We start from the raw sequence: 18,633 nt of genomic DNA on the forward strand, positions 1-18,633 counted from the left end.
AGGCCTAAAAATAGCCAATAAAAAAGAAACTGGCATGCCAGCTTCTTACTTTTTGATGACTATTTATTTTCCTTTGCTTCTTCTTGGTCATGTAGTGCAGCTTTTCTGGAAAGATTAACTCTTCCTTGCTTGTCAATTTCCTTAACCTTTACAAGGATGTCATCTCCTACAGAAACAAAATCAGATACATTCTTAACATGGCTGTCGTCTAACTGAGAAATATGAACAAGTCCTTCTTTGCCATTAAAGATTTCAACAAAGGCACCAAATTTCTCAATTCGCTTAACTTTACCCATGTAGATCTTACCCACTTCAACTTCACGGACAAGGTCTTCGATAATGCCTTTTGCCTTTTCGTTCATACTCATGTCAGCTGAAGATATAAACACCTTACCATCTTGCTCAATATCAATTTTAACGCCTGTTTCTTCGATGATTTTGTTAATTTGTTTACCACTTGGACCAATAACATCCCGGATTTTGTCAGGGTTAATGGACATAGTTAAAATCTTTGGTGCGTATTGGGATAATTCATTTCTTGGAATATCAATTGTCTCCATCATATGACCTAGGATGTGCATACGACCTTTTTTCGCTTGCGTGAGAGCTTCTTCGAGAATCTCACGAGAAAGTCCTTCAATTTTGATGTCCATTTGGAGTGCTGTTACGCCTTCCTTAGTACCTGCAACTTTAAAGTCCATATCGCCTAGGAAGTCTTCCATCCCTTGAATATCTGTTAGGATCGTATAGTCTTCACCAGACTTCACAAGACCCATGGCAATACCTGCAACAGGTTCCTTAATTGGTACACCCGCATCCATCATAGCCATCGTACTTGCGCAGATACTTGCTTGTGATGTAGAACCATTAGATTCTAGTACCTCTGAAACTACACGAATGGTATAAGGGAAATCTTTCTCAGATGGAATGATCGGCTCAAGCGCTCTTTCTCCTAATGCACCATGTCCAATTTCTCTACGACCAGGTCCACGAATAGGTCCTGTTTCACCAACACTAAAGGAAGGGAAGTTATAGTGGTGCATAAAGCGTTTTGATTCTTCCAAATCAAGTCCATCAAGAATTTGCACATCTCCAAGTGCCCCTAGTGTACAAACACTTAAAGCTTGCGTTTGTCCTCTAGTAAACAAGCCAGAACCATGAGCGCGAGGTAAAACACCTACACGAGATGACAGCGGTCTGATTTCCTCTGGATTACGACCATCTGGGCGTAGCTTTTCTTTCGTAATGAGGCGACGTACTTCTTCTTTTACAATTTTATCAAGAATTTCTTTGACTTGAGAAATCGTTTCTTCCTCAGCCTCTTCTTCTGCATACTTTTCAAGCACCTCAGCTTTCACATTGCTGATAGCTTCTTCACGAGCGTGCTTTTCTTGTACTTGAATAGCTTCAATCATTTGGGCTTTTGCGTTGGACTCAACTTCATTACGCAAATCCTCATCAACCTCAAATAAGGTAACTTCCATCTTTTCTTTTCCAACAGCTTCAACGATTTCTTCCTGGAAGGCAACAAGGCGTTTGATTTCTTCATGACCAAACATTATCGCCTCTAACATAACATCTTCTGGAACTTCATCTGCACCAGCTTCAACCATGTTCACGGCATCTTTTGTACCTGCTACTGATAAATGAATATCGCTTTTTTCAAGCTGTTCAACAGTTGGATTGATAATTAATTCTCCATCAATTCTACCTACAATTACCCCAGCAATGGGTCCACCAAATGGAATATCAGATATGCTTAAGGCGATGGATGAACCAATCATCGCGGCAACCTCTGAAGAACAATCCTGGTCCACACTCATGACAGTGCTAATCACTTGTACTTCATTACGAAATCCATCAGGGAATAAAGGACGTATTGGACGGTCAATTAATCTTGAGGTTAAAATAGCTTTTTCACTCGGACGACCCTCTCTTTTAATAAATCCCCCTGGAATTTTACCTACTGCATATAACCTTTCTTCATAGTTCACAGTAAGTGGGAAAAAACTAAGATTTTTAGGTTCTTTTGATGCTGTTGCTGTACTTAATACAGCCGTTTCTCCATAACGAATCATGCAGGCGCCATTAGCTTGTTTAGCTAGCTCACCAATTTCAATAGTCAGCTTACGGCCTGCAATCTCGGTGGAGAACTCCTTTTGTAGTTCTGCCATCTGTATACTCCTCTCAAAATTATACGGTTTATAGTTAGATTTTTACATGATTGCTTAGAAATATGTATGAACAAATAAAAACGTATGAATGATTCGAAAAAAGCTAAAATCATCCAATTCCTTTTCCTATAGAAAAAGCGGGATTAAATCCCGCTTTACTTCTAAACTAATCTACGTTAAATTTTATAAACGATTCTTATCGACGTAGACCTAGTTTTTGAATCAACTCACGGTAGCGAGCAACATCTTTATTACGTAAGTAGTTCAATAGGTTACGACGCTTACCTACCATTTTCAAAAGACCGCGACGTGAATGGTGGTCTTTCTTATGAGTACGTAAATGATCGTTTAAGTTCGTAATTTCTTCAGTTAGGACAGCAACTTGAACCTCTGGAGATCCAGTATCGTTGTCATGTGTTTTAAACTCATTAATAAGTTCATTTTTACGTTCTTGTGTAATGGCCATCCTGTTTCACCTCCTATTTTTTTGAAATCCCCTATTCCCTAGCTAAGCGTCGGTGACTCGCAAAGCCAAGCAAAGGTTGATGACGTACGGATATTAGATTACATGTTTTTTACTAAAAATGCAAGAGGAATCATGAGGAAATCGCAAAAAAGTGTCGGATTTTCTCCTCATCCTTATGAAGCTGAGCCTTGAGTTCATCAATACCTGAAAACTTTTGCTCACCACGAATGTAATCAAATAATTCTAACTTAACCTCTTCATTATAAATATTGCCAGAAAAATCAAAAATAAACACTTCAATTGTTGGTTTTAAGCCTTTTTCTTCAAATGTTGGTTTATAGCCTATATTCGCCATCCCTTTGAAGGCTTTTCCTTGCACTTCAATACTAACAGCATAAACTCCAACCTTTGGCAAAATATAATCCTCGTGAAGACTTATATTTGCAGTTGGGAAACCAATTGTTCTCCCTCTTTGGTCTCCTTCAACGACTTTTCCTGTTAATTGATAGGCTCTACCGAGAAGATCATTAGCCTCGCTTATATTACCATTTGCCAACTTTTGACGAATATTACTCGAACTAATCTTATCGTCTTTTGCCGTAACTTTACTAATTGTCGTTTGAGTAAACTTGCCGCGAGAATGCTCAGGCAAAGATTTCATCGTACCTTTTCCTTTATGTCCATAGGTAAAATCAAAGCCTGCTACGACGTGCTGGACGTTTAGACCAATAAGGAATTCATCAACAAATTGCTGTGGTGAAAGTGCTGCAAGCTGTGCGTTAAATTTGACGACAAACACATAATCTACACCTACATTTTCTAGAAGCTGCAGTTTATCTGGAAGAGGCGTTATATATTGAACATGTTGGACCTCTTTTTTCAATACAACAGAAGGGTGTGGATGAAAGGTCATAACAGCACTTTTGATTCCTTTCTCAGCTCCAACCTGAATAGCCTCATTGATTACTTTTTGATGTCCTTTGTGTACACCGTCAAAATAACCGATGGCCAATGCCAATTCTTCCATTGATTCAGTATTAAATTGCTTTGGATATTCTAAATTGATAACTTCCATAATCGCTCACCTTCTTTAACTACATCTCTCTTATTCTGTTACTACAACCCATTTACTTTTCCTTAGCAAACATTTTAAATGGTTTCATTAATGTCCCCTTCGTTGGGTGAATTTGGTACAAAGCAAGCAATTGGTCATTCTTTGTTTTCACCCTAAACGGATTGGTCGACGGGAGTGGATTAGGTAAAGGTAATACCTGTCCATTCTGATAACGAAAAGAATCCTTTTCATTTATGTATAGTGTATCAAATTTTTGGAGAGCAAAGTCGATTGGGATCAAATTTTCTTGAATTTTGTTTTGTTCCTGAGCTTCTTTCACTTCATCTAACGTCATCGTTTGCTCACGTGTAAAGGAACCTGATTCTGTACGAACGAGATGGGCCATATGTGCGGGATAGCCTAATGCCTTTCCGATATCGACGCACAGTGTTCTAATGTATGTACCTTTAGAACAATTAATTCTGATGCGAAACGATGCTGTATCTTGATCCTTTGACCATTCAATCTTGTCCGATAATAGCTGGGTACTGTGAATCATCACTAACCGTTTAGGGCGTTCGACGGAAATTCCTTCACGTGCATATTCATAAAGTTTTTTTCCATTAACCTTTACAGCTGAATACATTGGTGGCATTTGCTCGATCTCACCTGTATAGCTTTTTAAAGCCGTTTCAATTTGCTCTATGGATAAATTGCCTTCAACCACCCTACTCTCTACAATCTGACCATCTTGATCCTCTGTTTCTGTTGAAATCCCGAGGCAAACCTCTGCTTCATAAACTTTATTGGAATCCATCACTAAGGACGAAATTTTGGTTGCTTGACCAATACATATCGGTAGTACCCCCTCTACCTGAGGGTCAAGAGTTCCTGTATGGCCCACTTTCTTTGTCCTCAAAATCTTTCGTATTTTAAACACAGAATCGTGTGAAGTCATACCTGCTGGTTTCCACAATGGGAGGATACCATCCAAATTAATCCCTCCAATGTTTTATTCTATTGTAAAAAAATCGTAAAAAGGGATAGACCTTATCCGTCTATCCCTCTCCACATCCTACTGTTCATTCGTATCTTGATTTAAATCACTTAGTATCTTTTCAATTCGATTACCGTGTTCTATGGTTTCATCAAATTCAAATGAAATTTCAGGCGTTTTACGTAAGCGAATTCGTTTGCCGATTTCAGAACGGATAAAGCCTTTTGCTTTTGCAAGACCGATTAATGTGTCCTTCTTCTGATCTTCGTCACCTAATACAGAGATGTATATTTTCGCCTGTTGTAGGTCTCCAGTGACTTGTACATCTGTTACGGTGACAAAACCAACTCTAGGATCTTTGATTTTCTGTCCAATAATATCTCCTAGCTCTTTTTTCATCTGTTCGGCAATGCGATTTACACGTAAATCACTCATGTACATTCACCTCTTTATAGAAAAACTTCCAAGCCTTCGTTTTTCTTATACTTTCTGGAATGAGATGTTTAATACCACTCAAGCCGTTCGTTTGTTATCTCGAACTCATGGACCGAATCCATAACTTTAATCACTTCCTGTAGGACTCGCTCCGCTTGTACCTTATCAGAGGATACGTGGGCAACGCCTATACAAGTTCGTTGCCACAGATCCTGATAGTCCAGCTCACTAACAGATACATTAAAATGATTTTGAATTCTGGTAATCACTTTTTTTAACGTTGAACGTTTCGCTTTAAGTGACTGAGCGTTATAGATGATGCCCTCAACTTCGAGATATCCAATCATGTACGTTTAATTTCCTCCATTACAAAGGCCTCAATGATGTCTCCCTCTTTAATATCGTTATAATTCTTAATGGTAATCCCACATTCATAACCCTGTGCGACTTCCTTCACATCGTCTTTATAACGTTTTAAAGTGTCAATTTCACCCTCCATAAGTACCACACCGTCTCGAATTAAACGAACACCTGCATTACGTGATACTTTTCCTTCGAGGATATAACAGCCAGCAATGGTACCTACCTTTGATACTTTAAAGGTTTCACGTACCTCAGCTTGACCTGTAACCTTTTCTTCGTATTCTGGGTCAAGCATCCCTTTCATCGCAGATTCAATTTCTTCAATTGCCTTGTATATAACACGATGAAGTCTGACGTCAACCTTTTCAGTTTCAGCAGTTTTCTTAGCATTTGCATCTGGTCGTACGTTAAACCCAATTACAATTGCATTAGATGCTGATGCAAGAATAATATCTGATTCAGTAATAGCCCCTACACCAGTGTGAATGATTTTAACATCTACACCTTCAACATCTATTTTTTGCAATGATGCCGCAACCGCCTCAACGGACCCCTGCACGTCAGCCTTGACAATCAGGTTAATTTCTTTCATTTCACCTTTTTTAATTTGTTCAAATAAATCATCAAGGTTAACCTTCACACTATCATTGCGTTGTTCTTCGATTTGTTTTTGCTGTCTTGCTTCACCGACCTGTCTTGCCTTCTTCTCATCTTCAAAGGCAATGAAACGGTCACCAGCTTGAGGCACCTCATTTAATCCAGTAATTTCAACAGGCGTAGACGGTCCTGCCTCTTGAATTCGACGACCTTCATCGTTAACCATAGCTCTAACTCGACCAAAGGTATGGCCAACAACTAATGGGTCTCCAACTCTTAGTGTACCGTTTTGAACAAGCAACGTTGCTACCGATCCGCGACCTTTATCAAGCTGTGCTTCCACAACTGTACCTGCAGCTAAGCGGTCAGGATTAGCCTTTAGTTCCTCCACTTCAGATACAAGGATAATCATTTCAATTAAATCATCGATTCCTTTACCTTGAATGGCTGAAACAGGAACAAAAATCGTGTCTCCGCCCCAATCTTCTGGAACTAAGCCATGCTCAGTTAATTCCTGCATCACTCGGTCAGGGTTTGCCCCTTCTTTATCAATCTTGTTTACAGCAATAATGATTGGTACCTCTGCTGCCTTGGCATGGTTAATGGCTTCAATGGTTTGTGGCATTACGCCATCATCTGCAGCCACAACAAGAATGGCAATATCCGTTATTTGAGCTCCACGGGAACGCATACTTGTAAAGGCAGCGTGACCAGGTGTATCTAGGAACGTGATTTTTTTCCCATCTTGTTCTATTTGATAAGCACCAATATGCTGAGTAATACCGCCTGCTTCGCCTTCAGTTACCTTTGTATGGCGAATGGAATCAAGCAGCGTAGTTTTACCATGGTCTACGTGGCCCATAATGGTCACAACGGCTGGACGCTCTACTAAGTCCTTTTCGTCATCCTCATAGTCAAAATTCTCAATATCTGTTTCATCAAGGACAACCTCTTCTTCAACCTCTACCCCATAATCCTCACATAATAACTCAATGGAATCTGGGTCTAGGTCTTGGTTAATAGTTGCCATAACGCCTAAGAACATCAGCTTTTTAATTAATTCTGATGGCTCTTTGTTTAATTTCTCAGCAAGCTCTCCAACCGTTAACGAACCAGAATACGTAATCTTAGAAGGGGTTTCTTTTGCTTTATTTTGTTGTGTTTGTTGTTGATCTTTGTTGTTTGGTTTCATAGTATTTTTATTTTTCTTTTGTTTCCCTTTTTTATGATTATTTTTTTGACTCTGTTTATTTTGGTTTGCTTGTTTTTTCTGATTTTGATTCTTTTGACTTGATTGTTGCTTTTGATTAAATTGATTGTTTTGTTGTTTGTTAGCTTGAGAATTGTTTTGTTTTGGCTCATTTGTCCCACCAATTCCAAACTCTTTATCTAGTATAGATTTCGTTCCGTCTGTAATTGTGGACATATGATTGGAAACCTCGATATCTAAAGTTTTTAGTTTTTCAATAACATCTTTACTTTTTAAATTATTTTGCTTTGCGTATTCGTAAATTCTCATTTTACTCATACATTCACCCCCGGTTAGTTTGATCGAGCATTGAAGTAATCTTTTTGGCAAATCCACTATCTTTAATTCCTATCGCTACTCTTCCGCTCTTTCCAATTGCGTGGGATAAAGCCTCACGATCATCTCCAATAACAACGGGTACATGGTAATATGTACACTTATTTACAAACTTTTTTCTGGTATTTTCAGATGCATCATTCGCGATAATTAATAGCTTCAATTGATTCGATCTAATATCTTTAAGGATTGTTTCCTCTCCAATACTGCATTTCCCCGCTCGGAAAGCTAACCCGACCATATTCAAATAAGAATTCTTCAATATTAAACACCTTCTACATACTCTAGTAAATCCTGATATAAACTTGAATCAACCTTTGTTTTAAACTGCTGGGAAAGAATGTCTTTGTCTCTTGCCTTCTTGATAACTGATGATTCTTTCGTCAAATAGGCACCTCGACCATTCTGCTTTCCCGTCTCATCTATGAAAATGTCACCTTCTTTGTTTTTAACTACCCTAATCAGTTCCTTCTTCGGTTTCATTTCCTTCGTTACGACACATTTTCGTAAAGGTGTTGTTTTGTTTTTTGCCACTTAAAACACTCTCCCTTATTCAAAAAGATCATCATTCACTTCAGAATAAGATTCTGGCTCATGGTTCTCATCAATAATTCCTTCTTCTATTGCAACTGATTCGCTCTTGATATCAATTTTCCAGCCCGTTAACTTAGCCGCTAACCGAGCATTCTGTCCACGCTTCCCGATTGCTAAAGACAATTGATAGTCCGGAACAATTACTGTGGTTGCCTTTTCCTCTTCATCAACGATTACGTCCATAACCTTGGCTGGACTAAGGGCATTAGAAATATAAACGAATGGATCCTCTGACCATTCAACGATATCAATTTTTTCCCCTTTAAGCTCATTAACCACTGCTTGAACCCTCTGTCCTCGTTGACCTACACAGGAACCAACAGGGTCAATTTCCGGGTCTTCTGCGTGAACCGAAATTTTTGAGCGATCCCCTGCTTCTCTAGCAACTGATTTAATCTCAACAATACCGTCATAAATTTCAGGTACTTCCATTTCGAATAATCGTTTTAATAAACCAGGATGAGTGCGTGAAACAAATATTTGTGGTCCTTTATTTGTGCTCTCCACCTTAGTTAAGAACACTTTAATGCGGTCATGAACATCGTAAGTTTCATTTGGCATTAACTCATTCAATGGGAGGCGGCCTTCTGCTTTCCCCAGATCAACGTAAATAAAGCGGTGATCCTTGCGTTGGATAATTCCTGTCATAACATCTTCAACGCGGTCAATAAAGTCATTGAATATCACTCCACGTTCCGCTTCACGCACACGCTGGGTGACAACTTGTTTAGCAGCCTGTGCAGCAATACGGCCAAAGTCCTTAGGTGTTACCTCAATCTCTAAAACATCGCCCTCTTCATAGCTTGGGTCCACATTATGCGCTTCCTCTAAACTCATTTCCAATTGAGGGTCTTCAACAGAGTCAACAACCGTTTTTCTAGCTAAAACCCGCATAGAACCTGTTTCTTCATTTAAATCTACTCTTACATTTGTTTTCGATTTAAAATTTTTCTTATATGCAGATATTAAGGCTGCTTCCAACGCATCAATTAAAACTTCCTTATCGATCCCTTTTTCTTTTTCTAAATATTGGATAGCCTCAAAAAGATCGCTACTCACCAATATTACCTCCTTTAATCAAATGTAACAGCTAAGTGTGCTTTAGCAATTTGGTCCATTGGAATTTCTACATTTTTTGTTCTTGTTTTAACACGAACTTCAAGGTTGACAATGTTATGCTCTACGGAACGTAATTTACCTTCAAATTCCTTCTCTCCATCAATCGCTTGATAAAGCTTGACGTAAACATTTTTGTCAACATTGTTTACAAAATCCTTTTCTTTTTTTAAAGGTCGTTCTACCCCTGGGGATGACACTTCTAAGTAGTATGCATCTTCTATCGGCTCTGTCTCATCCAGTTTTTCACTAAGCTGTTCACTGACTTTTCCACATTCCTCAATGTCAACTCCACCATCTTTATCGACAAACACTCTTAGAAACCAGTTTTTTCCTTCCTTCACATATTCAATGTCCACTAGCTCTAGTCCCATGTTGTCTACAATTGGCTGAACGAGTTCTTCTGTTAGTTCTGTTACTTTTTTTCCCATCGTGAACACTCCTTTAGCCGTAATAAAATATATGTACTAATATGTTCATCCGACTTAGGTTTAATTACTGATACGTATAAAATTCCCTGCCTATGAAAGCAGGGAATTCAAAAGGAAAACATTTTGCGCACAATTAACAAGAAAGAGTGGGTTTCCCCACTCTTTAGTCTCACTACGTATCCTTTGTTATACCAACAAAAATATACCATAAGTTTACGGATAATGCAAACATTAGAACAATGAGAGCTGGTTCTTGTCCGGTAATCCTTCTAAACATCCATGGTGATCTAGATACTCTAAAACGGTTTTTGAGATGCGGCTTCGTTCTCTTAGGTCCTCTTTTGATAAGAACTCGCCATCTTCGCGTACCTTCTCAATATTTAGAGCAGCATTTGTCCCTAATCCATCAATCGCGTTAAATGGTGGAATCAATGAATCCCCATCAACAAGGAACTCGGACGCCTTCGAACGATAAAGGTCTACCTTTTGGAAGGAATAGCCACGCTCACACATTTCAAGGCAAACCTCTAATACCGTTAGTAAACTTTTTTCTTTCGGTGAAGCGTCATTGCCCTTCGCTTGAATTTCTTCAATACGTTTTCGGATAGCCTGACTTCCTTTTGTCATCGTTTCAAGCTCAAAGTCACTTGCACGTACGGTAAAGTAGGCCGCATAAAAATGGATAGGATGATGTACTTTAAAGTACGCAATTCGGACGGCCATCAATACATATGCCGCTGCGTGAGCCTTCGGGAACATATATTTGATCTTCTTACAGGAATCAATATACCAATCCGGCACATCATGCTTTTTCATTTCTTCAATCCATTCATCCTGCAACCCTTTCCCTTTACGCACAAATTCCATGATTTTAAAGGCAAGTGATGCATCTAAACCTTTATGCATCAAGTAGACCATTATATCATCACGACAACCAATAACCTCAGGAAGTGTACAAATCCCTTTATTGATTAATTCCTGTGCATTGCCAAGCCACACATCGGTCCCGTGAGAAAGCCCAGAAATCATAACAAGCTCTGCAAAAGTAGAGGGCTTCGTATCCTCAAGCATTTGCCTTACAAACCGTGTACCGAATTCTGGTACGCCTAAAGTCCCTGTCTTACAATTAATTTGATCTGCCGTTACTCCTAACGCCTCAGTACCACTGAAGATTTTCATAACTTCTGGGTCATCTGTTGGTACCTCTTGAGGGTCAATACCGGTTAAATCCTGCAGCATTCGTATCACAGTCGGATCATCGTGTCCTAGTATATCGAGCTTTAATAAATTATCGTGGATGGAATGGAAATCAAAATGAGTCGTCCGCCATTCAGAATTTCTATCATCGGCTGGGTACTGTATAGGCGTGAAATCATAAATTTCCTTATCATCTGGAACAACAATAATACCACCAGGATGCTGTCCAGTTGTACGTTTAACGCCTGTACAGCCCTGAACTAGGCGATCAATCTCTGTACCGCGATAGGTTAGGCTATGGTCAGAGGCATAGCCTTTCACATACCCATATGCCGTTTTATCTGCTACCGTACCAATTGTTCCCGCACGAAAGACTTTTTCTTCACCAAAAAGTACCTTCGTGTAGTTATGAGCAACAGGTTGATATTCACCAGAGAAATTCAAGTCAATATCCGGAACCTTATCCCCTTTAAAACCTAAGAAAGTTTCAAAAGGAATATCCTGTCCATCCTTCGTATAAGCTGCGCCACATTTTGGACAATTGGCCTCTGGTAAATCAAAACCAGACCCTACAGAACCATCATTGAAGAATTCTGAGTGTTTACAGCTGGGACAAACGTAATGGGGTGGTAACGGATTTACCTCTGTAATCTCAGTCATCGTGGCGACAAATGATGAGCCGACCGAACCCCGGGAACCAACCAGATAGCCATCAACCAACGACTTTTTAACTAGCTTATGAGAAATCAAATAGATAACAGCAAATCCGTGTCCAATTATACTATCAAGCTCTTTTTCCAGGCGCTTTTCTACAATTTCAGGTAAATCTTCTCCATAAATGCTTTTAGCCATGGAATAACTCATATTCCGCATTTCATCATCAGCACCATCGATGTTAGGTGTATACAAATCTTCTTTTACCGGTTTGATCTCTTCAATGGAATTAGCGATTTGCTGCGGATTTTGCACCACTACTTCACGGGCTTTATCCTCACCTAAAAAGGCAAAATCACGAAGCATCCCATCTGTTGTTTTAAAATATACATCAGGTAGTGTTTGGCGATTTAAAGGATTCCCACTTTGAGAAGCAATCAGAATTTGTCGATAAATTTTCTCATGCTGGTCAATGTAATGGGTGTTTCCAGTTGCCACTACAGGTTTATCCAGTTTTTCACCTAATTCAACTAAATTCTTCAAAATATCTTCGAGGTCATGTTGATCACGCACAAGCTCTTTTTCTATTAAATGTGCATAATTGGACGGAGGCTGAACTTCGATATAATCATAGAAGGACGCAACCTGCTCAGCTTCCTCCTTCGATTTTTGCATCATCGCTTCGAATAGTTCCCCTTTATCACAGCCAGACCCAATCAAAATTCCCTCACGATACTTTTGCATTTTGGAGCGAGGTATTCTTGGAACCCGATAAAAATAATCAATATGTGATAAGGAAACGAGCTTATATAAATTTTTCAAGCCTTCTTCAGTCTGAGCCAATAAAATGCAGTGTGAAGGTCTAGATCTTTGGTAGGCATTGCCTTCACCCATATGCAAATTTAACTGATTATGATTGGTTATATCTTTATTTAGACACTCTTTTACAAGCTTCCACAGTAAATAACCTGTTGCCTCAGCATCATAAATGGCTCGGTGGTGCTGAGTTAATTCAATGTTAAATTGCTTACACAAAGTATTAAGACGGTGGTTCTTTAGGTTTGGTAAGAGAAATCTTGCCAGTTCAAGTGTATCGATGACTGGATTATCAGCCTTCTCTTTACCAATCTTTTTAAGACCCGTATTTAAGAACCCCATATCAAAGCTTGCATTGTGAGCAACTAGTATGGAATCACCCATCCACTCATAAAACTTCTCTAGTACCTCGTCTACTTCAGGTGCATCTCTAACCATTTCGTCAGTTATACCTGTAAGCTCTGTTGTTGTATCACTTAAGGGATGATGAGGGTTGGCGAAAGACTCGAATCGATCAACAATGTCACCATCCTTAACCTTTACAGCAGCAAGCTCAATAATCGTATCATAAATGGCAGACAAGCCCGTTGTCTCCACGTCAAATACGACATATTCGTCTTGTTCTAGTAAACGGTCTTGCTCGTTATAAGCAATCGGAACACCATCATCAACTAAATTCGCTTCCACGCCGTATAACACCTTTACCCCATGTTTATTCCCAGCTGCATAGGCTTCTGGATAGGATTGTACAACGGCGTGATCAGTGATAGCGATAGCAGGGTGATTCCATTTCGCTGCCTGTTCTATTAATCTCGAAGCAGAAACAGGTGCATCCATTTGACTCATCATCGTATGGGCGTGTAATTCGACCCTTTTTTCATCCTCTGGTGCATGATCTAAACGTTCTTCCTTTTTAATTTCGTTTAAATCTCGTCCCATCATTGTTAGTTCATTCTGGAATGTATCTGTCTGAATACTGCCTCGCGCTCTTAACCACATACCCTTTTTAAGCATTTTAAATTTCTCCTGGTCGCTTTCACCATTAGAGAAAATTTTCACAGTTAAGGAATCGGTGTAATCCGTCAATTTTGCGGTTAACAAGTGCCGACCAGATCTGAGCTCACGAATTTCAACGTTAAAGACATAGCCCTCTACCGCAACTTTTCGCTCTTCCTCAACAATCGTGCGCATTTCAACGATTTCATCGTTAATTGGGTATCCAAACATAAACGGCCCTTCTGATTTTCCTTCACTTTGCTTTCTAGCTCTTTCTTCCTTATCCTTCACTGCCTTTTGAATCAGATCTTGGTCTTCTTCCTGTCTTTTTTCCTTAAAACGTTGCATATCTTCCACTGATTCTTTCACATCAACAGTAACATTAAGTGGAGAACTGCCTATTTTCCTGCAAAAGGATTGAAGTGGCTCTTCAAGTCGTCTTTGGATTACCTTTGCCTCTGCCTGATTTCTTGCTTGTATCGTCAGCTTATTACCTGTAATAGCTGGCGTTTGCTGATGGAGGATATCCTTATAAGATGGTAATAAATCGGGTATGGACTGAATAAAGCATGTCCAATAGTGACCTACATACTCTTCCTTCATCTGCTGGTTGTCGGTTTGAATCGTAAAATCTACATTGGCAATATGATGAAAGGCTTCCCTTAATTTTGTATCAAATAGTTGAAATACTTTAGGCGGTAATACTTCTTGAATATGAAAAGTAAAGTACCACTTCTTCTCCTTCTTCCATACGGTTAATTTTTGCAAAGAGGCTTCTTTAAAATGCTCGGAAATAATTTCTGCAGGCATTTGAATTTGTTCAAGCAATATTTGCATTTTCTCATGGTTTGTAACCAACATCATAACCCCTCCCCATACAAACCTTTATCTAGAACTGGAAAACCCCTGTCTTAAATGGTTGACAAGGGTTTCTTTATGTCTTCTTTTTATTTTATGGTTTTAACCAAGGAATGAATTTATTTCGCTTAAAATCTCTGACTCATGTAAATCCTTTTGGTCGCCAGTTTGTCGCTCTTTAAATTCAACATAGCCCTCTCCAGCACGTTTACCAACCGTAATTCGTAAAGGAATCCCAACTAAATCACTATCAGCAAACTTTACACCGGCACGTTCTTTTCTATCATCAAATAGGACTTCCACACCTGCTTGTATTAATGTTTCATAGATCTTTTCTGCTAGGTCTCTTTGTTCATCATTTTTTACATTTAGGGCTAGTAGGTGTACATGGAATGGCGCTACAGCTGTTGGCCAGGTTATACCTTGATCATCATGGAATTGCTCCACGATTGCCGCTAGAGTCCTGGAAACACCAATTCCGTAACACCCCATAATCATTGTGTTGGATTTACCATTTTGATCGAGGTAAGAAGCATTCATATTTTCAGAGTAAAACTTACCTAGCTTAAACACATGTCCAACTTCTATCCCTTTCGCAAACTTAATGGTACCATGTCCGTCTGGTGAAGGATCTCCCTCTTGGATGAAGCGCAAGTCAGCGTATTCCTTCACATCAAAGTCACGGCCAGGATTCACATTAATGTAATGATACCCATCCTCATTAGCACCACAGGAAGCATTGACCAAGTATCGTACAGCCTCATCTGCAACAATATCGACCTCTTCAGGTACACCAATTGGTCCTAGTGAGCCAAAGCCTGCATTCATAGCTTTTCTAGTTTCCTCTTCAGTGGCCAAATCAACAACACTAGCATTATATAAATGCTTTAATTTCACATCGTTTACCTCGTGGTCACCACGGGTCACAACAAGTACTAAACGGTCGTCAACCTTAAACATTAACGCTTTTAAGCCTTCACTTAAGGAATGTCCTAAAAAGCCCGCTACATCTGCCATTGTTTTTTGATTAGGAGTCTCTACTTTTTCAAGTTCTTTAGGCTCTGCATCAGTTTTTTCATATGTTGCTATTACTGGTGCCATCTCAATATTAGCAGCATATTCCGTAGTATCTGAATATGCAATCGTATCTTCGCCAACTTCAGAAAGCACCATAAACTCATGCGTATCCTTACCACCCATAGCTCCTGAATCAGCAATAACTGCGCGGAAGTTCAGGCCGCAACGGCGAAATATATTTCCATAGGCTTTGAATAACTTTTCATAGGTTTCATCAAGACTTTCAAAGCTTTCATGAAAGGAGTAAGCATCCTTCATTAAAAACTCACGACCACGCAAAAGACCAAAGCGGGGTCTTTTTTCATCTCGGAATTTAGATTGTATCTGATATACCGTAAGTGGTAGTTTTTTATAGCTATTTACTTCATCACGAATAATACTAGTGATGACCTCTTCGTGTGTTGCACCTAAGGCGAATTCTCGATTATGTCTGTCATGCATACGCATTAATTCAGGACCATACGTACTCCAACGGCCAGATTCCTTCCATAATTCAGAAGGTTGCATTGCTGGCATTAGCATTTCAAAAGCTCCTGCTTTATCCATCTCATCCCGGACAATTTCTTCTACCTTACGAAGTACTCGTTTACCTAGTGGTAGGTAACTATATAATCCTGATGCAATTTGTCTAATAAAGCCTGCCCGTACAAGTAATTGATGACTCTTAATTTCCGCATCTGCAGGGTTTTCTCGTAGAGTCGGTAAAAGCATATTACTTTGTTTCATATTCCATGCACCTCTATTTTCTATTAATTCAATGTTTGTACGTCGATTCTAGGTGCGACATTTAAGGAGTAAATAAACGTTGAATGTCATTCCATGTTACCACAATCATTAATAGCATGAGTAGAGCAAATCCTAGAAAATGCACGACTCCTTCTTTTTGAGGATCAATAGGTTTGCCGCGTACAGCTTCATACCCAACAAATAAAAGACGTCCACCATCAAGTGCTGGTAATGGTAACAGGTTAATAATCCCTAAATTGACGCTCAGCATAGCTGTCCAAGTCAAGAAATTATAAAAACCAGTTTGAACGACCTGATCGGTGACATCATAAATGCCAACTGGTCCAGCTAAACTGTCAATTGAGAGTTGTCCAGTGACAAGCTGACCCACACTCGTTAGGATAAGAGTAGATAACTCATAGGTTTGAGTGAATCCAAACTTAACAATCTCCCCTGGAGAATGCTCAAATGCCTGCCTGACACCTATTTGACCAATCGTCTCTCCCTGTTCCTCAATCGCATTTGGGGTAACCGGAATAACTAGTACGTCTCCATTACGTTCAACCGTTAATTCCACTTCCTCATTTGGATGACCTTGAATTTCCATTACAAAGTCTACCCACGAATCGATCGGCTTTTGATCTACCTTTACAATTTTATCTCCTGACTGCAGGCCTGCCTCGTGCGCTGGATAACCTTCACTTATGGCACCCATTTCTGCTTCATCAACAGGTACACCTTGAATAAATCCAAGGATGATAAAGATTAAAATCGCTAACAAGAAGTTCATCATAGGACCTGCAAAAATTTGCATAGCCTTTTTAGGAACAGACTTAGAAGCAAACTGTCGATCATATGGAGCTATTTGCGTTTCATTTTCGTCCATGACAAAAAAGGCTCTAGGATCAACATCAAAAGTAAGTCGCTCTTCACTATCGACATCATATCCAGTAATCGTTAAGTCATGGTCCAAATCTGCTCTTTCGACTTCAATAACTCGGGCATTTGGATGTTTCGATTTATTGTTAACGATAATTTTAGCTACTTTTCCAAATTGATTAAACTCAAGACCAATATGATGACCCGGTTTTAATTCAATAATTTCGGGGTCTTCACCTGCAACACGCACATAACCCCCTATAGGTAATAACCTTATTGTATATAAAGTTTCATGTTTACGATAGGAGAAAATTTTGGGTCCAAATCCAATAGCAAATTCCCGGGCAAGCATGCCTGCTCGTTTCGCAAAAATGAGATGTCCAAGCTCGTGTATAAACACGAGTAATCCAAACATAAAAATAAAAGCTATGACGGTATTCAAAAGAAAGCACCTTCCTTTAGTTTACATAAGATTTTACTCGTCTCCTTGTCTCCTGGTCCACTTCTACAATAGTTGTTAGATCAGGCTTACTAACCATTGTATGCTCATCCATTGCTTTTTGAATAAAATCTTCAATTGCAAGGAAAGAAATTTTGTTATTTAGAAATTGCTGAACAGCTTCTTCATTGGCTGCGTTTAAAACAGTCGGCATGGTTCCGCCGGCTCTTCCAGCATCATATGCCATTTTTAAACAAGGAAAGCGTTCAAAACTCATTTCGTCAAAATGAAGTTTACCTATATCAACTAAGTTTAACCCTTTTTCTTGTGAAATATCAAGTCTATTGGGATATGTAAGTGCATATTGTATAGGTCCCTTCATATCTGTTGTTCCAAGCTGTGCCATCAGACTATGATCCTTAAATTCAACCATGGAATGGATAATGCTTTCTTTATGTAAAATGACATCCAACTGTTCATAGGGCATGTGAAAAAGCCAATGGGCTTCAATCACTTCAAGGCCTTTATTCATCATTGTGGCCGAATCAATGGTGATTTTCGCTCCCATACTCCAGTTCGGATGTTTTAATGCTTGATTAACCGTCACTTCTCGTAATTCATCTCGTGTTTTGTCTCTGAAACTACCACCAGAAGCGGTAATAATGATTCGCTTAACCTCATCTAAACGTTCACCCTTTAAGCATTGGTGTATGGCTGCATGTTCACTATCTACAGGCAACAACTCAACCCCGTATTTTTCCGCTTCCTTCATAACTAAATGCCCTGCCGTCACCAAGGTTTCTTTATTTGCAAAGGCAATTTTCTTTTGCGCGCGAATAGCGTGTAAAGTCGGCTCTAGGCCAACACTACCTAAAACAGCATTGACAACAATATCGACATTCTCAAGCGTAGAGATTTCACTCATGCCCTCGTCTCCACTTAAAATATTGGGCTGTGAGGATAAATGGGTTTGTAAGTAATCTTTTGTTTCCTTATCTTTAACGGCAATATATTTAGGTTTAAACTCTTCAATAATAGGTATAGCTATTTCGGTATTCGTTCCAAAAGCCATGGCATAAAGTTGAAATTCATGTGGTTGCTGACGTATCACTTCAAGTGTTTGGAGCCCAACGGAACCTGTTGCCCCAAGTAAGGTAATCTTTTGCATAATCAAAACCG

At 39.3% G+C, this 18,633-nt stretch carries 15 protein-coding genes; all 15 read right to left on the reverse strand.

Going from position 1 to position 18,633, the window contains the following annotated elements:
* Positions 1–59: 59 nt before the first annotated feature.
* The gene (pnp, locus tag GH754_RS03265; RefSeq protein WP_153727309.1) at positions 60–2,174 is read right to left on the reverse strand and encodes a polyribonucleotide nucleotidyltransferase; all 2,115 of its coding nucleotides are present in this window, start codon (positions 2,172–2,174) and stop codon (positions 60–62) included.
* Between the two features lie 196 nt (positions 2,175–2,370).
* A complete protein-coding gene (gene rpsO / locus GH754_RS03270) occupies positions 2,371–2,640 on the reverse strand; it encodes a 30S ribosomal protein S15 (RefSeq protein WP_153727310.1) in 270 nt (89 codons plus the stop codon).
* Between the two features lie 130 nt (positions 2,641–2,770).
* Complete coding sequence (gene ribF, locus GH754_RS03275; RefSeq protein ID WP_153727311.1) at positions 2,771–3,715, reverse strand: riboflavin biosynthesis protein RibF; 945 nt, start codon at positions 3,713–3,715, stop codon at positions 2,771–2,773.
* A 52-nt stretch (positions 3,716–3,767) separates the two neighbouring features.
* Positions 3,768–4,688 (reverse strand): tRNA pseudouridine(55) synthase TruB, encoded by a 921-nt coding sequence (truB, locus tag GH754_RS03280; RefSeq protein ID WP_153727312.1) that lies wholly within the window; start codon positions 4,686–4,688, stop codon positions 3,768–3,770.
* Positions 4,689–4,769: 81 nt separating this feature from the next.
* Positions 4,770–5,126: a 30S ribosome-binding factor RbfA gene (gene rbfA, locus GH754_RS03285; RefSeq protein ID WP_153727313.1), complete on the reverse strand. Its 357-nt coding sequence runs from the start codon at positions 5,124–5,126 to the stop codon at positions 4,770–4,772.
* Positions 5,127–5,194: 68 nt separating this feature from the next.
* Positions 5,195–5,473, reverse strand: a complete 279-nt coding sequence (locus GH754_RS03290) for a DUF503 domain-containing protein (protein WP_153727314.1) — start codon at positions 5,471–5,473, stop codon at positions 5,195–5,197.
* Positions 5,470–7,614: a translation initiation factor IF-2 gene (gene infB, locus GH754_RS03295; RefSeq protein WP_153727315.1), complete on the reverse strand. Its 2,145-nt coding sequence runs from the start codon at positions 7,612–7,614 to the stop codon at positions 5,470–5,472. Before infB ends, GH754_RS03290 begins: the two co-directional genes overlap by 4 nt.
* A 4-nt stretch (positions 7,615–7,618) precedes the next feature.
* Positions 7,619–7,933, reverse strand: a complete 315-nt coding sequence (locus GH754_RS03300) for a L7Ae/L30e/S12e/Gadd45 family ribosomal protein (protein ID WP_153727316.1) — start codon at positions 7,931–7,933, stop codon at positions 7,619–7,621.
* Between the two features lie 2 nt (positions 7,934–7,935).
* Positions 7,936–8,205, reverse strand: a complete 270-nt coding sequence (gene rnpM, locus GH754_RS03305; RefSeq protein ID WP_323741829.1) for an RNase P modulator RnpM — start codon at positions 8,203–8,205, stop codon at positions 7,936–7,938.
* A gap of 15 nt (positions 8,206–8,220) precedes the next feature.
* Positions 8,221–9,324, reverse strand: coding sequence for a transcription termination factor NusA (gene nusA / locus GH754_RS03310; protein ID WP_323741830.1), 1,104 nt, complete (start codon positions 9,322–9,324; stop codon positions 8,221–8,223).
* A gap of 14 nt (positions 9,325–9,338) precedes the next feature.
* Positions 9,339–9,812 (reverse strand): ribosome maturation factor RimP, encoded by a 474-nt coding sequence (rimP, locus tag GH754_RS03315; protein ID WP_153727318.1) that lies wholly within the window; start codon positions 9,810–9,812, stop codon positions 9,339–9,341.
* 231 nt (positions 9,813–10,043) lie between these two features.
* Positions 10,044–14,336 (reverse strand): PolC-type DNA polymerase III, encoded by a 4,293-nt coding sequence (locus GH754_RS03320; RefSeq protein ID WP_153727319.1) that lies wholly within the window; start codon positions 14,334–14,336, stop codon positions 10,044–10,046.
* Positions 14,337–14,435: 99 nt separating this feature from the next.
* Positions 14,436–16,136, reverse strand: coding sequence for a proline--tRNA ligase (locus tag GH754_RS03325; protein WP_153727320.1), 1,701 nt, complete (start codon positions 16,134–16,136; stop codon positions 14,436–14,438).
* 61 nt (positions 16,137–16,197) lie between these two features.
* Entirely contained in the window at positions 16,198–17,457 is a 1,260-nt protein-coding gene (gene rseP, locus GH754_RS03330) for an RIP metalloprotease RseP (protein ID WP_153727321.1), read from the reverse strand.
* A gap of 16 nt (positions 17,458–17,473) precedes the next feature.
* Entirely contained in the window at positions 17,474–18,622 is a 1,149-nt protein-coding gene (dxr, locus tag GH754_RS03335; RefSeq protein ID WP_153727322.1) for a 1-deoxy-D-xylulose-5-phosphate reductoisomerase, read from the reverse strand.
* Positions 18,623–18,633 lie beyond the last annotated feature (11 nt).

This window comes from Salinibacillus xinjiangensis, from assembly GCF_009649735.1.
In the GTDB taxonomy this organism is placed as follows: Bacteria; Bacillota; Bacilli; order Bacillales; family Alkalibacillaceae; genus Salinibacillus; species Salinibacillus xinjiangensis.

Coding starts and splice junctions, on each gene's coding strand:
- pnp (WP_153727309.1), bottom strand. CDS start 2,174: ATGGCAGAACTACAAAAGGAGTTCTCCACCGAGATTGCAGGCCGTAAG.
- rpsO (WP_153727310.1), bottom strand. CDS start 2,640: ATGGCCATTACACAAGAACGTAAAAATGAACTTATTAATGAGTTTAAA.
- ribF (WP_153727311.1), bottom strand. CDS start 3,715: ATGGAAGTTATCAATTTAGAATATCCAAAGCAATTTAATACTGAATCA.
- rbfA (WP_153727313.1), bottom strand. CDS start 5,126: ATGAGTGATTTACGTGTAAATCGCATTGCCGAACAGATGAAAAAAGAG.
- GH754_RS03290 (WP_153727314.1), bottom strand. CDS start 5,473: ATGATTGGATATCTCGAAGTTGAGGGCATCATCTATAACGCTCAGTCA.
- infB (WP_153727315.1), bottom strand. CDS start 7,614: ATGAGTAAAATGAGAATTTACGAATACGCAAAGCAAAATAATTTAAAA.
- rimP (WP_153727318.1), bottom strand. CDS start 9,812: ATGGGAAAAAAAGTAACAGAACTAACAGAAGAACTCGTTCAGCCAATT.
- GH754_RS03320 (WP_153727319.1), bottom strand. CDS start 14,336: ATGTTGGTTACAAACCATGAGAAAATGCAAATATTGCTTGAACAAATT.
- GH754_RS03325 (WP_153727320.1), bottom strand. CDS start 16,136: ATGAAACAAAGTAATATGCTTTTACCGACTCTACGAGAAAACCCTGCA.
- dxr (WP_153727322.1), bottom strand. CDS start 18,622: ATGCAAAAGATTACCTTACTTGGGGCAACAGGTTCCGTTGGGCTCCAA.